The following is a 15060-nucleotide window of genomic DNA, read 5'->3' as shown; positions in this document are numbered from 1 at the left end:
GAGCTATCAAAGCCATCGCGGAGAGTGCGTGTCCCGCCGACCGCCAGGCTCGCGGAGGAACGATTCACCAGAGCGGGAGTTCGCTTCAAACAAACGATAAGGCGGTGACGGCCATGACACGATCCCTTGAGGAATTAAGATCCGAGTCCGAGCGTAACCGGGCCGAGCTCGCGGCGACGGTCGATCGGCTAAGGGAGCAGATCACCGACACGGCGGAAGACCTGCGCTACAAGGTTTCACCGCAAGGGATCAAGTCGGAGGTCTCCGAGTTCGTCAGCCGAAAAACCCATAGTTGGCTTGATGCGTTCAAGCAGCAGGTCATGGAACATCCGATGCAGGCAATCGCCGCCGGGAGTGCGGTTGCGGTGCCCGCGCTGCGGCTGGCACGGGGATTTCCACTTCCTCTGCTGATGATGGGCGCAGGCCTTGCCCTGACTTCGAAGTCGATGCGCGCCCGCGCAGCGGGCGCGGCCGCTCCGGCGGTGGAAACGGTCAAGGAAATGGCAGGTGAAGCCGCCGGGCGCGTTCAATCTTTCGGCGAGGATGCGGTTGACGCGGCCTCCCAGATAGGGCGCCGGGCCACCGACCGGGTAAGCGAGGCTCAAGCTAGGGCGGCCGGAGCGGCCGACGCTATGACTGACCGGGCGGCGCGGACCACCGACAGAGTGAAGGCCGGCCTGGATGCCGCCTCGGAAACCGCGAAAGGCAAGATCGAGCAGGTTCGCTCGACCGCACGCGACAAGGCTAACGCGGCCCCGGAAACCGCCCAGCAGATGATCGGCGACAATGCCGCCCTGATCGCCGGTCTGGGAGTTGCGATCGGCGCGATCATTGCGGCTTCCCTCCCCGACACCCGGGCGGAGGCCGGAGTCCTCGGCAAGGCGAGTGGCGGCGTAAAGCGCGCGGCTGGCAAGGCCGTCCAATCCGGATTCGAAAATGCCAAGGATGCGGTGCTGTCGGCGGCCGATGCCGCCGCAAAGAGCGTGTCCCAGGCGGATCTCGGCAAATCCGCCGACGACATGACGCGAGATGTGTCCGAAAGACTGAAGGAAGCAGCCGACGACATCGTATCCGCGGCATTCAATCCTTCTCAAACCAAAGAGAACCCATCATGAGCGAATTTGATATGCATATCCGAGAAGGCGCTTCTCAGGGCCAAGACTCGACTTCCTCCCAAAGTCTGAAGAACCAAGTCGCTGATGCAGGCGCCGAAGTCAGGCAGCGCGCGAGCGATGCGCTGCGGGCGTCAACGGATGTCGCGCGCGACAAGTTCAAGGAGGCCTCCGACGCCGCTGCGGAGGTGGCGGAAGAAGCTGCGGATCGGTTCCAGGACAAGGCCGAGGAGCAGCAGCGCTCCGGTGCGGACTTCATAGGCCGGCTTGCCGGGAACATTCGGCAAGCCGCCCATGCATTCGACAACGACGCGCCGTTTGCCGCGCGCGGCATCAATTCCGGCGCCGACTACGTGGAAGATGCTGCCGAGAAGATTCGCAACGGGACCTTCCGCGATCTCGTGGACGGGGCCTCCGACTTCGCGAAGCGGCAGCCGGCCGCCTTCCTCGGACTGTCGGTGCTCGCCGGCTTCGCAGCAGTGCGTTTCTTTAGAGCTTCAGGAAAACACACCATATCCTCACACGAGGAGGACGCGTGATGAGCACCCAATCCGATCTCGGGACGATCTCAACCCTTCTCGGCGATGCGCTTTCGCAGTTCGCCAAACTTTTCCAGAACGAAGTCGAACTTGCCAAGGTCGAGCTAGGCGAGAAGGTCCAGCGGGTCGGTTGGGCGGTTGGTCTTTTGGCGGCGGGAGCGGTCCTGGTCATTCCCGCGCTCGTCATGGCCCTGTTTGCGCTCTCGGCCGTCTTGATGGCGGCCGGCTGGTCGCCGCCGATTTCATACCTTGTCTCCGCGGTGGTTGCCGCAGCGATTGCCGGCGTGTTGTTTGCCGTTGGCTTGAACCGGCTGGACCCGCGCAACTTGGCGCCTCGTGAAACGATGGGTCAGCTCGAGAAGGACAAGGCGACCGTGAAGGACATGGTGCGATGAGCAGTTTTCTGAACAATCTGACGGTATCGGTTCGCGAAAATCCGATTTCTGCCGCGCTGATCGGCGGCGGCGCGCTATGGCTCTTGATTGGAAACGAGAGGCTGAAGACCGCGGCAAATTCGGTAAGCGCGGCAACCGCACCATTCGCCGATATTGGTGCCGATCTGCGGTCGAGCGCGCCCGAATTCACAAACAGTCCGCCGACCGTTCCGGAAATAGACCATGGATCATTGCAGCATGACGGCCATACGGTGCGCGAGGCCACCAGCGCGGCATCCGAGGTGGCATCCGGTGCCGCAAACGCGATCAAAGATCGGTTCGGAGAAGGGGTCACTTACGCACGCGAGAGTTTCAGCAAGGCGGCCGAGACGCTTCCCCAGAAGGAGACCATAGCGAAGGTCCAATCCTCCCTTTCCGATCTGCTCGAGAGACAGCCGCTGGTGCTCGGCGCCATAGGTTTGGCGGTCGGTGTTGCCGTCGCAGGTGCGTTCACTGCGTCGGATCTCGAAAATGAATGGCTCGGTGAACTCGGTGACCGCGTCAAAGAGGACCTGAAGACGCGTGCCGGAGCGGTCTCGCAAAGCGTGCGGGAGGCTTCCGACTCGCTAAAAGCCGAACTTGGTGACATCGGATCGGAAGCCGTAGATCGGCTGCCCGAGACTGCCCGCTCCGCGATCAATGCAGCCCGTGAGAAGGCAAGCGCGTAACTTAAAACGACATCGACCGGGAGCAAGCGCCAAAGTGCGGCCAGCATCTCAGGGACAAGTTTACGCCGGGCCATCTGCCGGATCGAGCGCCTAACTGTGAATCGGCAAAGGGGTCAGATCACTGCAGGTGCCGGCAGTAACGTCATAAAGACAATCGAAAAAGGCGGATAGGATCGGCGCTGATAGTGACCCATTCCGACGTAGATTTCGTTGCTTCTCACGAGGAGTCACTGCTGAAAGTTTCAAGGGCTTTGTTCAGCGCCGGTTTACACCTTAGAGCTCAGGTATCCCCTCATTCACACGCATGAGAACGTTTGATTTAGCGCGGCGTGTTGATTGATGTATTCGCTAAACCGCGCGACAAGCGGGCGCAGGCGGACATCCGGCATGTTTGGGATCAACTCGTAGAGCATGCATCCCTGGCGGAACAGCGAATGAGTTCGGCGCTTGGCGGTGTTGACCTTGAGATGGCGATCCATACCGAGGCTCTCGCCGGCTGCGCCGAGCAGCGTCAAAAGCACGATGGCGAAGGCGTTCAAAAGAAGAAGCCTGTCGCGGCGTTGCGGATCGGCGATGCGAAGAAAGCCTAACCCCATGCCGAAGCGAAGGTCCTTGGTGTCGCGAAACCCCGGCTCGATCGTCCAGCGCCGGGCGTAATGGTTGGTGATTTCGCGCGCCGTCGCTTCAGCGTTGCTGGCGGCCAGACACCAGGCCGCTTTCAAGTCCCTGGCGTGCACACAGACGACCGCCCCAACCTTGTGCCGACCCGCCGTGACCTCGGCGGCGCCGAGCTTGCGCGCCCGTCCGCCCTTGCCAACCCACGCGGCGGCGGCGCGCGTCTCGCCATCGGCCGCCGTAACATGAATGTTGCCGCGAAAGCGGATAACGTAATCGAACCCCAACGTATCGAGAAAGCCGAACAGCTTCGTGTCGCCGAAGCCTCGATCAGCAAGGATGGTCACCGCGACGCCATCGGGAAGACTCTCTGCCAAGCGCGCCAGACAAAGGTCCTCGAAGTCGTTGCGGCTGTCCTTCAGTTCGTCCTTCAGGACGGTCAGCCATAACAATGGCGTCGCCCGGCCGTGGTTGGAAACGAGATTCAACGCCAGCGTCGTCTGATCGTCCGCGTCAAAATCCGTCCAGTCCATGGCGACGACAATCGCCTTTCGCTGTCCGACGATCTGGGTCACCCAGGCGGCGAACATGTCCCACACGACAATGCCCTGATTGCTCAACAGCCAGTCAACCTGCTTGATGGCGTGCTTGCCAAGCAGACCGCGCGCCTGGGCCAGCGAGTGGCCGATGATCGACACTGCGAGCGATGCACTCGTCATGACGCCGAGCGCACCATTGGCCAAGGACGCCACGCGCTTGGCATGGAGGTTATCGGCGAAGATTCCAGCGAGAAAGTCGTGAACAAAATCAATGCGCTTGATCGGACGGCTCATGGTGGCGGCTCGTAAGGATGCAATTCGCGATCCTCATGAGGTGCCGGACAAATCAGGCCCATCTGAGTCCGCCAAAATGAGGGGAGTCATGAGACCTTAGAGAGGATTATTGGAACAAGAGTTCCTCCTCCGCGTCATTCTGTCAGGCAACAAGTGCCTTGACGGAGTCCAAATGGCCAGGGCATCGCGTGTAGAACATGCAAACGAGCGGAGCAAAGATAAACAAAGCAGCAGCGCGCAGCTTTTCGGCGAGATCGCAAATAATGCGTCGCGGCAGGCTGGTCGCGCGCCAATCTTTGTCGCCGCTGTCGCGCTTGTTTTGATTTGGGCGTTTACAGGCCCGTTATTCGAATGCTCCGACACCTGGCAATTGGTGATCAACACCGGCACGACCATCGTGACGTTCCTGATGGTGTTTTTGATTCAGAACTCCCAAAACCGAGATGGTGCGGCTATTCAGGTCAAACTAGACGAGTTGATTCGGGTGAGTATGGCGCGGAATTCGTTTGTCGGAATTGAGCATCTGACCGACGAAGAACTCAAGGACATTCGCGCTTGGCCACGCTGGTCTGGCCCATCTCGATGCCAAGTTTGAGAAGTTCACCATGGATTCTCGGCGCTCCCCACAACGGATTGGCATCGCGGATCAGCCGGCGAATTTCCAACGGCACCGCCGGTCGACCGCAGCGATGCTTCGATTTCCAGCGCCAATACAATCTGAAACCGACACGATGCCAACGGATCACGGTGTCCGGTCGGACGATTGCCAGTGCATCATGCCTCAAGCGCTACTCGCGACCGCAGCAGGTCCATCACCATTCCAAAGATCAGTCTGCACAAATCCAACAGCGGGCAGCAGCATCGCCCAATTCTCGATCAACCGCCAGCCGGATTGCGTTTGCGACAGGGACACGTCTCCCCGCTACCGGAAATCCCGCGATTTCACCTTAATGCTGTCGATGAGCAGATCCGGCACGTAGATGTCCCGGGGGCTCGGCCCCTTCGGCACGCTGCGCGCGTCAATCCCAGAACTGCCGTGATGGAATTCGTCGCCGCGCCCGTGCGATAGCGGGAATGCGTCATCGCGGTCTCCAACGCCGGCGAGGTCCGCGGACAAATCCATGAGATTGTTGGCGACGAGGTGCACGACCTCGCCCTCGCGCTGAATGCGTCCCTGAACGGCAATCATCCCTGCGGCAAGGATGATGCGGCGCTGGCGTTCATAGAGCGACGGCCAGATCACCAGGTTGGCAACGCCGGTCTCGTCCTCAATCGTGATGAACATGACGCCCTTGGCGGACCCTGGCTTCTGTCGCACCAGCACCAGGCCGGCGGTCGTCAGCCACTTGCCGTCGCGGGCGTTCATCGCGGCGGCGCAGGTAACGATGCGACGGCTTGAGAGGTCCGCCCGCAAGAAGCTCGCCGGGTGTTGCCGCAGCGTGAGGCCCACGTGCCGATAATCCTCGACGACCTCGCCTCCGGACGTCATCAGCCGCAACGACACGGTCGGCTCGCGAACTTCCTGGATAGTCCGGGCCTCCCGCTGCGTGGCGGCGGCGAACAATTCCAGCGGTTCGTCCCGCAGCGCTTTGAGCGCCCACAGCGCCTCCCGCCGTGCCAGCCCCAGCGATTCATTCATCGCATCGGCTTTCGCCAACTGCACCAGCGATGCAACCGGGATATCCGCACGGCGCCAGAGATCGTCGACGGATTCGAATGGCCGGTCCGCACGGGCGGCGACGATCTCGGCACCATTCTTGTTTGATAGTCCGCGCACCTGCCGAAACCCCAGTCGGACCGCGAATCCGTCGTCGTCGATCGGCTCCAGCGTGCAATCCCACCGCGAGGCGTTGATGCAGACCGGCCGGACTTCGACGCCATGGTCGCGCGCATCACGAACAATTTGTGCAGGCGCGTAGAATCCCATCGGCTGGGCGTTCAAGAGCGCGGCGCAGAACACGTCCGGATGCCAACACTTCATCCATGATGATGCGTAGGCGATGAGCGCGAAAGACGCAGCATGGCTCTCGGGAAATCCGTAGCTCCCGAAACCTTCGAGCTGGCTGAAAGTCCTTTCGGCAAATTTCTTGTCGTAGCCGCGGTCCACCATGCCGTCGACGAGCTTGTCCTTGAATTTGGACACGCCACCGGTGAACTTAAAGGTCGCCATGGCGCGGCGAAGCTGGTCGGCTTCGCCCGGCGTGAAGCCCGCGCATTCGATGGCGACACGCATGGCTTGCTCCTGGAAGAGAGGCACACCCAGCGTCTTGCCGAGCACTTTCTCAAGCTCGGGCTTCGGAAACACCACCGGTTCCTTGCCTTCACGCCGGCGCAAATAAGGATGGACCATGTCGCCCTGGATCGGACCTGGCCGGACGATGGCGACCTCGATGACGAGATCGTAGAACGTCCGGGGCTTCATCCGTGGCAGCATCGCCATCTGGGCGCGGCTCTCGATCTGGAAGGTGCCGAGTGTGTCGGCCTTCCGGATCATGGCGTAAGTCCGAGGATCCTCGGAAGGGATCGTCGCAAGATCCAGTTCGATACCCTTGGCTTCGGCCAGGAAGTTGAAGGCGCGCTTCATGCAGGTGAGCATGCCAAGTGCCAGGCAGTCGACCTTCATGAACTTCAGGGCGTCGATGTCGTCCTTGTCCCATTCGATCACTTGGCGGTCGGGCATCGCCGCCGGTTCGATCGGCACCAGTTCGTCCAGGCGGTCATGGGTCAAAACGAAGCCGCCCGGATGCTGCGAGAGATGTCGTGGCGTCCCGATCAGTTCACGGGCGAGAACGATTGCCAGCTTGAGCCGCCGGTCGTCGAGATTCAGATTGAGTTCTTCGCCATGCTTGGGCTCGACGCCTTCCTCCGACCAACCCCAGATCTGCGACGACAGCAGCTTGATCAGGTCCTCGGTCAGTCCGAGCGCCTTGCCGACGTCGCGCAGCGCACCTTTTGCGCGGTACCGGATGACGGTCGAGCAGAGCGCCGCATGGTTGCGGCCGTAGGTCTCGAACACCCACTGCATCACGATCTCGCGGCGCTCATGCTCGAAGTCGACATCGATGTCGGGCGGCTCGCGGCGCTCCTCGGAAACGAAGCGCTCGAACAGGAGATCGTTGCGCTCCGGATCGATTGAGGTGATGCCGAGCACGTAGCAGACGGCGGAGTTCGCGGCAGACCCCCTGCCCTGACACAGGATGTCCTTAGACCGCGCGAAACGGACGATCGAGTTCACCGTCAGGAAGTATGGGGCATATTGCAGCCGCTCGATCAATCTCAGTTCGTGCTCGAGCTTGGGCCTGACCTCGTCGGGCAGGCCCTCCGGGTAGCGCTCCGCCGCACCCTTCCAGGTCAGCTTCTCCAGCGCCTGCTGCGGTGTCAGGCCCGGCATGGTCCGTTCTTCCGGATACTGATAGGCAAGCTCGTCCATGCTGAAGGTGCACCGGGCGGCAATTTCGGTCGCGCGGGCGATCGCTTCCGGATAGCGCGAGAACAGCCGTGTCATCTCGTCGGGCGGTTTCAGATACCGGTCCGCGTGCCGTTCGCGGCGAAAGCCGGCCTCATCAATCGTGACGTTGTGACGGATGCAAGTGACGACGTCCTGCAGGATGCGGCGCGCAGGTTCATGAAACAGAACGTCGTTGGTGACGACCGCCGTTACCTGCAAACGCTGCGCCAGAATGTTCAGTTCGTGAATTCGCATCTGGTCGTTCGGACGCCGGCGCAGCGTCAGCGCCATATAGGCGCGGTCGCCGAACGTGTCGCGCAGGCGACAAAGCCGCAGCGCGCAGGCATCGTCAGCCACGTCCGGAACAAGCACGGCGATCAAGCCTTCGGACCAGTCGACGAGATCTTCCCAGTTCAAGATGCATTTCGCTTTACCGCCGCGCTTCTTGCCGATTGAAAGCAACCGGCAAAGCCGTGAGTACGCCGGCCGGTCTGTCGGGTAAACCAGGACGGACATGCCGTCGGCGAGATCGAGGCGGCAGCCGACGATCAGGCGCACGCCGGCCACCTTGGCGGCCTCATGGGCGCGCACGATGCCGGCGAGGCTGTTGTGGTCCACTATCGCCAGCGCTTCGATGCCGAGCGACGCGGCATGCGCGAACAGTTCCTCGCAGGACGACGCTCCCCGCAGGAAGGAGAAGTGCGACGTGACCTGGAGCTCGGCATAACGGGACGTCATCCGAAAATCCCGTGCAGAAACCACTTGTGAGACCCGGTCGCCGCGTCCTCGCCGTCGCCAGCGCGAAAAATCCAGAAACGTTCACCGGCATCGTCCTCGACCTGGAAGTAGTCCCGGACCGCGATCAGCTCGGCGTCGCGCTTCCACCACTCGCCGAATACTCGCTCGGGACCGTCGGCTCTCCTGACGCGCCGCCGCAAACCCCGCCAGGTGAAATTGACCGGCGGATGGTCCGGAAGCAGCGCGACCGTCTCGATGAGCTCAGGCGCGGCTAATAACCGGGCAGGACGGGGCCAATGCGCGGGCCAACTCTCTTCGGAGACTGGGGCGGCTGCGGCGACTCGCCGGAATGATCGTTCCGGAACATCACTCGCCACAGGTTCGAACCGATAAAGCCGGGTCTCACCGACCCGGTTTGAGAGGATGTCGATCAGCCCGGATATATCCGCTTCCGGCTCGTCGACCAGCGACGAGATCGTCTGCTTTGTATTGAACGGATCGACCGCGGTTGCCGCGAGCCGCATGATCTCGATGCCGAAGCCGGGGTCGACCTTCTCGATCTTGTCACAGAGCAATCGCGTCAGCCGCTTCGCATCCCGCACCGGCTGGGCAGTCCCGATTCTGATCGCCTGCACCCGGTTGTCAACCAGCCCGAACAGCAGATCGAGGCGCCGGGCTCCGAGACCCCGCAACTCCATTTCCTGGCAGAGCTGTATGGTCATTTTGGCGACATAGCGGGCGATGGTCTCTGGTGCGCCGATCGGTTCGGCGAAAAGCTGCTGCGTCTCGATGATGTCCGGAGGCCGGACGGATTCGATGGGATCGCCGGTCCGGCCGGTGGCTTGGTCCATCCTGCGGCCGAGCTCGGGACCGAACCTTAACGTGAGTGGTGCACGGGGCGTGGCCAGCAGATCGGATACCCGTTCGAAACCAAGCCGGCGAAGATCGTCGACCATGTCGGCAGTCAGCCGTAGCGCCGCGATCGGCAGCGGCTTGATCCTCTCGGCGCTTTCACGTTCGGGAATAACCAAACTCGACTGGGCCGCAAACCGAGCCAGTGCGTATGCAGCACCTCGTGTGTCCGCCATCGCCGCGCGCGCCGTTATGCCGACACTTTCCAGGCGCGAAATCATGTCGGCCAGTATAGCGTCCTCGCCACCGTGGAGGTGGCTGGCACCTGTCGCATCGATGACGAGGCCGTCCGGACCGTCGATGGCGACGACCGGTGAGTAGCGCAGCGCCCAGACAGCGAGACGCTCGAGCGCCTCACCGTCTGCAGCGGGATCCGCGTGATGGATCATAAGCTCCTTCACCAGGGCCTGCGCCTTTGTCGCGGGCATTCCGACGCGCAGGCCGATCCGTATCGCGACCGCATTCGCCGCAACAACCTCGCGCCGTCGTCCGGCCTGGCCTACCAGCACAAGCGGCATCGTTGGATCAGGCGCTGCGGCGCCCATCTTGCGTCGTAGCCGATCGGTCGGCCACGTCGGCAGGTAAAGCGAGACGACCCTGGACATCACACGCATCCATTACAAAGTCCGCGCTTTCGCCGGCGCGGCATCGGATCAACTCAAGCAGCCATCGGGGGCGGCCAACGCCCGGCACAGGCAATGGACTCGATGGCAGCGTCGATACCCGCCATCTCGTCGCCGACGCCGTCGGCTGTCCGAAATCCGCCGCTTCGGTCTGCCGTCGCCACCGTCGCACCGCGATCGCGATCGAACCCGATGTTTCGGCTGCGAGCGACAATCGCCGCGACGACGTCATCGAAAGCCGCGCGACCTCCGCGACCACCGCACCCAGCCCGCCGTGACGGACGCCTTCCTCAAAACACGCGAACACGGATTTCTCGTCACAGGCGTCGACGTAGATGACACGGTCCGCAGCGAGGCCCACCTGCGCCAGGGCCGGCGCGAACAGATCCTGCCGGGTGATGCACCACAGAACCTTGCCCTTGGTGCGCGCGGCGATCCCGGCGGCGAACAAGGCGGCCGCTGCGCCGTCGATAGCGGCATTGCCACCTCCCGCCACTTCGTGCAGTGCCCCGAGCGCAAGGCCGCCGCCCGGTAGCCGGCTGTCGATGGCCTCCACGCCGAACGGAAGCACTGTCCTGGCGCGCAACGGCACGCTCTCAAAGCGTTGAATTTGCTCGCGAAGCCGCAGAACGGCGGGTGGTTGGACCGAAGCACTCATGCCCTCTTCTACATTCTCGGGACGGGATTGTTCTTGATTTGTTCGTATTGCTCGATAAGAGTCAAACGGTTCGTTTGGGTTCCAATGCGATGGGTTCGCGCAAAAAAAGCGGAAGTCGTTGTGACGACGAAGGGAATCGCGGAGTCTGTTTTTTTCTATTCAAGGACGATCACCATCGTGCAGCCAGCGGCCACCTACCTCGACAGTCTCAATCCGGAACAGCGGTGCGCCGTCGAGCACGGCGCCGCGGGACCGGGCCCCTTCGCGCCCTTGCTGGTGATAGCCGGTGCTGGATCCGGCAAGACCAACACGCTGGCGCATCGGGTCGCGCACCTGATTGTCAACGACGCCGACCCGCGGCGCATCTTGCTGATGACCTTCTCGCGCCGCGCCGCCTCCGAGATGACCAGGCGAGTCGAACGGATCGCCCGCAAAGTGATGGGCGACAATGCCGGTGTTTTGACCGACGCCTTGGCCTGGTCTGGCACCTTCCATGGTATCGGGGCGCGGCTGTTGCGCGATTATTCAGACCAGATCGGACTCGATCCCCAGTTCACGATTCACGACCGCGAGGATTCCGCCGACCTGATGAATCTCATCAGGCATGAGAAAGGATTCTCGAAAACGCAGAGCCGGTTTCCGACCAAGGGCACGTGTCTCTCGATCTATTCGCGTTGCGTCAATGCCGAGACTGCGATCGAGCAGGTGCTTGGTGCATCCTATCCGTGGTGCTCCGGATGGGCGACTGAGCTGAAGGAATTGTTCGCGGCCTACGTCGAGGCCAAGCAAAAGCAGAACGTGCTCGACTACGACGACCTCCTGCTCTACTGGGCGCAGACCATGAGCGATCCGGCGCTGGCCGACGATATCGGCGGCCGCTTCGACCACGTTCTCGTTGATGAGTACCAGGACACCAATCGACTGCAGTCGTCGATCCTGCTGGCGCTGAAGCTTGGTGGCCATGGCCTCACGGTGGTCGGTGACGACGCGCAATCGATTTACTCGTTCCGCGCGGCAACGGTGCGCAACATCCTTGATTTTCCCACGCAATTCTCGCCTCCCGCCAGCGTCATCACACTCGATCGCAATTACCGTTCGACGCAGACCATCCTCGCCGCTGCAAACGGCGTGATCGATCTGGCGAAGGAGCGCTTTACCAAGAACCTCTGGACCGAACGGGCATCGGGCTCGAAACCTCAACTTGTCACGGTACACGACGAAGCCGACCAGGCGCGCTTTATCGTCGAGCGCATTCTCGAAAACCGCGAATCCGGCACTCTGCTTAAGGAGCAAGCGGTGCTGTTTCGGACCTCGAGCCACAGCGGTCCGCTCGAAGTCGAACTGACCCGGCGAAACATTCCGTTCGTCAAGTTCGGGGGCTGAAGTTTCTCGATGCCGCGCACATCAAGGATATGCTGGCGTTGCTGCGGTTCATCGAGAATCCGCGGGATCGCGTCGCCGGATTCCGCCTGCTGCATCTGCTACCCGGTGTCGGACCGGCATCGGCGCAACGCGTCCTCGAGCACATGGCGGAAGCCGCAGATCCAATCGCCGCGCTCTCTAGTATCCTCGCTCCGCCCCGCGCCGGCGACGACTGGAAGGCTTTTATACAGGCCGTTGGCGAACTGCGCTATTCGGAATGGCCCTCCGACCTTGAGCGTGCGCGGCTCTGGTACGAACCGCATCTTGACCGCATCCACGAAGATGCGGATACCCGGCGTGCCGATTTGATCCAGCTCGAGCAAATTGCCAGCGGCTACTCGTCCCGTGAAAAATTTCTCACCGAACTAACGCTTGATCCTCCGGATGCCACCAGCGACCAGGCCGGCGTGCCGCTCCTTGATGAGGACTACCTGATCCTGTCGACGATCCACTCCGCCAAAGGGCAGGAATGGAAATCGGTGTTCGTGCTCAACGTGGTCGACGGCTGCATGCCGTCAGATCTCGGAACCGGCACGTCCGCCGAGATCGAGGAAGAACGCCGGCTTCTTTATGTCGCCATGACGCGGGCCAAGGACGATCTGCATCTTGTCGTGCCGCAGCGCTTCTTCACGCATGGCCAGCATACGTACGGCGACCGTCACGTCTATGCCTCAAGGACACGATTCATCCCGGATCGGCTGCTCGGGTTGTTCGAGAAGACGGCGTGGCCGCTTGCGATTGCCGGGGCCGCCGCGCGGACCACAGGCCAGGGCCCGCGCATCGACGTCGGCGCCCGCATGCGCGGGATGTGGCGGTAGGAATTTCAAGTGTGCAATCTTTAGGGCACCTCGAACAATGACGTTTTTATTGTTGGATCTCCCGCAGCTGTGGCGTGACGCTCGTTTTCACTGTTGATTTTCCGGGGAAGCGGTTGCGTTTACGCGATCTGCGTCCGGTTTTATGCGTACCGGGCGCACGACACCCTCATGTGGCGGCCATTCGTTCCAGCGTGACAAGACGGCGGATGTTGTAGGCGAGGTTCTGGAGGCCGATTTTGGCTTTCGCCCGAACAATGCCAATCGTCCGTATTATCCGACCACCCGGAGAGGTTTGTTGAGCGCCAAACACGTGCTCGACGCGAGCCCGAATCTTGCTCTTTTTGCGGTTCGCATTCTCCTGCGCCTTCGATAGCGGATGATTGCGGCTCGCGCGCTGATGAATCCGACTGCGCAAGCCGCGTACCTTGAGCTTCGCCTCGCTCTCGGCCGACCGATAGGCGCTGTCCGCGTAAACATCCGCAGACGTATTGGTTTTGTTCAGAAGCCCATCGAATTTCTGGCTGTCATGCACGCTCGCGTCGGTCACGTCATACTGCCGGATCAGCTTGTGCCTGGCATCGGCATTCACATGGTTCTTGTATCCATAGAAACTCTTGCCGTGCTTCTTGGTCCAGCGCGCATCCTTGTCTTTCTGCCGGTTTTTCGACGGATCTTTCTTCCAGGTCCGGGGCGTCTTGCCGGCCTTCACATCCTCATTTTCATCACGGCTATTACGCTGCTTGGGAACCGGAACAATCGTCGCATCAACCATCTGACCGCCGCGAGCGATGTAGCCTCTCGCTTCCAAATGCTGGCCAAAACGCTCGAACAGTTTCTCAATCAGACCGGCCTTCGCAAGCGTCTCCCGGAACAACCAAAGCGTCGTGCCGTCGGGAATGCTGTCCTCGATGCCAAGCCGCAGAAACCGCGTGAACGACAGGCGGTCACGCACCTGATACTCAACCTGTTCGTCGGATAGATTGTAAAGCGATTGCAACACCAGCATCCGAAACATGACCATGACATCAATCGGCTTGCGGCCGGCGTTGCTCTTCTTTTTACTCGCCGGTGTCAATGTCGCCGCCTCAATCTCGGCGCGGAAGCTCTCAAACGGCACCACCCGATCAATCATCTCAAGCGGATCGCCCTTCGCGGAAATCACCGCAAGCCGCTTGTCCGCATCAAAAAAACCGAATTGACCCATCGTATCCGCATCCCCTCCCATTGCGACAGTTAGACTCGCACAAATTCAGGAAGGGTCGCTATTTTTCGAGCTGCCCTTTATTCCATGACCACGAATGTTCAAGCCATCCGGCGACTGTTTCAGGTCGACGCTTCGAACGACACGTCCGGCAATCTGCCGGCGATGCTTGGCATTTACCCTGACTATTCCGCGCCGATCGTTCGCAACGGCGCCTCTGGACGCGAGATTGCGATGGCGCGCTGGGGCATGCCGTCGTCGCAAAAGGCGCTGATGGATGCCACCAAAAAGCGCGCAGAGAAACTGCAGGCCAAGGGCAAGACCGTCGACTTCAAGGAACTGCTGCGTATGGGGCCAGACAGCGGGACCACGAACATCAGATGCCCAAATCTCTGCCTCAAGCGTTGCCCGCGACCGAAACAGATCGACAACCGTCCAACCAATGAGCCTGCAAAGGTCCCTCATGATATGACAGCATCGCCCGATTCTCCGTCAACCGCCAGCCAGATGAGGTTTGCGACAGGGACAGCGGTAGCCGACGGTGAGAAGCGACCGAATGATATCGGCACGCGTAGCCGTCAACGAAGTGATGCCGTTTAGCGAACTGAACCGTCCCAAAAAATCGCCGCCTCAAGAATACCCATAAAACGCTTCCGTTGACATCGGCACAGGCACTGGCCAGCAAGAAGTCAAACTGGTATTCGCCGCGCCTGGCAAAAAGGATGCTGCTAAGTGGCAGATATCGTAACTCCGACTCGTCGATCCGAAATGATGAGCCGCATCCGGGGAAAGGGAACCAAACCCGAGCTGCTGGTCAGGAGCGCTGCGCACGGGCTCGGCTTCAGGTTCAGACTTCACGTGAAGAAGCTGCCCGGGTCGCCCGATGTGGTTTTCCCAGCAGAAAGATTGCTCTATTTGTCCACGGCTGTTTCTGGCACAGGCATCAGGGGTGTCCTTATTGCTATGTGCCTAAGTCGAATATACAATTCTGGCGGGAAAAGTTTAAGAACAACGTCCTACGCGACAGACGCGTAAGGAC

Annotated in this window: 11 protein-coding genes and 2 pseudogenes; 8 read left to right on the top strand and 5 right to left on the bottom strand. The window is 61.1% G+C overall.

The window, feature by feature from the left end; translation table 11 throughout:
• The first annotated feature begins 113 nt into the window (after nucleotides 1-113).
• From V4R08_RS15325 to V4R08_RS15310, 4 genes are read left to right on the top strand one after another with little or no spacing between them, the layout of a single operon-like run.
• Entirely contained in the window at nucleotides 114-1115 is a 1002-nt protein-coding gene (locus tag V4R08_RS15325) for a DUF3618 domain-containing protein (protein WP_442935689.1), read from the top strand.
• Nucleotides 1112-1651, top strand: a complete 540-nt coding sequence (locus V4R08_RS15320) for a hypothetical protein (RefSeq protein ID WP_335580117.1) — start codon at nucleotides 1112-1114, stop codon at nucleotides 1649-1651. Before V4R08_RS15325 ends, V4R08_RS15320 begins: the two co-directional genes overlap by 4 nt.
• Nucleotides 1651-2046, top strand: a complete 396-nt coding sequence (locus V4R08_RS15315; RefSeq protein WP_335580116.1) for a phage holin family protein — start codon at nucleotides 1651-1653, stop codon at nucleotides 2044-2046. Before V4R08_RS15320 ends, V4R08_RS15315 begins: the two co-directional genes overlap by 1 nt.
• Nucleotides 2043-2753 carry a hypothetical protein gene (locus tag V4R08_RS15310; RefSeq protein WP_335580115.1) on the top strand — a complete coding sequence of 237 codons (711 nt, stop codon included), beginning with the start codon at nucleotides 2043-2045 and terminating at the stop codon, nucleotides 2751-2753. The genes V4R08_RS15315 and V4R08_RS15310 overlap by 4 nt, the downstream gene beginning before the upstream one ends.
• Before the next feature lie 296 nt (nucleotides 2754-3049).
• On the opposite strand, the gene V4R08_RS15305 is transcribed toward V4R08_RS15310, so the two are convergent.
• Nucleotides 3050-4201 (bottom strand): IS4 family transposase, encoded by a 1152-nt coding sequence (locus V4R08_RS15305; protein ID WP_335580114.1) that lies wholly within the window; start codon nucleotides 4199-4201, stop codon nucleotides 3050-3052.
• A 172-nt stretch (nucleotides 4202-4373) separates the two neighbouring features.
• On the opposite strand from V4R08_RS15305, the gene V4R08_RS15300 reads away from it, so the two are divergent.
• Nucleotides 4374-4796 carry a low affinity iron permease family protein gene (locus V4R08_RS15300; protein WP_335580113.1) on the top strand — a complete coding sequence of 141 codons (423 nt, stop codon included), beginning with the start codon at nucleotides 4374-4376 and terminating at the stop codon, nucleotides 4794-4796.
• Nucleotides 4797-5123: 327 nt separating this feature from the next.
• Here the strand turns inward: V4R08_RS15300 and V4R08_RS15295 are convergent, their stop codons facing one another.
• Genes V4R08_RS15295 through V4R08_RS15285 form a run of 3 tightly spaced genes read right to left on the bottom strand, consistent with a single transcriptional unit; the run spans nucleotide 5124 to nucleotide 10580 of the window.
• Nucleotides 5124-8387, bottom strand: coding sequence for an error-prone DNA polymerase (locus V4R08_RS15295; protein WP_335580112.1), 3264 nt, complete (start codon nucleotides 8385-8387; stop codon nucleotides 5124-5126).
• Nucleotides 8384-9904: a Y-family DNA polymerase gene (locus V4R08_RS15290; protein ID WP_335580111.1), complete on the bottom strand. Its 1521-nt coding sequence runs from the start codon at nucleotides 9902-9904 to the stop codon at nucleotides 8384-8386. The genes V4R08_RS15295 and V4R08_RS15290 overlap by 4 nt, the downstream gene beginning before the upstream one ends.
• The gene (locus V4R08_RS15285; protein ID WP_335580110.1) at nucleotides 9825-10580 is read right to left on the bottom strand and encodes an ImuA family protein; all 756 of its coding nucleotides are present in this window, start codon (nucleotides 10578-10580) and stop codon (nucleotides 9825-9827) included. Before V4R08_RS15285 ends, V4R08_RS15290 begins: the two co-directional genes overlap by 80 nt.
• A gap of 177 nt (nucleotides 10581-10757) precedes the next feature.
• Here V4R08_RS15285 and V4R08_RS15280 point away from each other — a divergent pair.
• Nucleotides 10758-12820, top strand: a pseudogene (locus V4R08_RS15280) (ATP-dependent helicase).
• Between the two features lie 166 nt (nucleotides 12821-12986).
• Here the strand turns inward: V4R08_RS15280 and V4R08_RS15275 are convergent.
• A complete protein-coding gene (locus tag V4R08_RS15275; RefSeq protein ID WP_335580109.1) occupies nucleotides 12987-14024 on the bottom strand; it encodes an IS5 family transposase in 1038 nt (345 codons plus the stop codon).
• Nucleotides 14025-14108: 84 nt separating this feature from the next.
• Between V4R08_RS15275 and V4R08_RS15270 the strand changes: the two are divergent.
• A pseudogene (locus tag V4R08_RS15270) lies at nucleotides 14109-14402 on the top strand (SOS response-associated peptidase); the annotation flags it as partial.
• A 387-nt stretch (nucleotides 14403-14789) separates the two neighbouring features.
• A complete protein-coding gene (locus V4R08_RS15265) occupies nucleotides 14790-15056 on the top strand; it encodes a hypothetical protein (RefSeq protein ID WP_335580308.1) in 267 nt (88 codons plus the stop codon).
• The last annotated feature ends 4 nt before the right edge of the window (nucleotides 15057-15060 follow it).

It is taken from the genome of Nitrobacter sp. NHB1 (assembly GCF_036964665.1).
Classification (GTDB): Bacteria; Pseudomonadota; Alphaproteobacteria; order Rhizobiales; family Xanthobacteraceae; genus Nitrobacter.
Note: the sequence above shows the minus strand (reverse complement) of the source record. Positions and strands in the feature narration are given on the sequence as shown.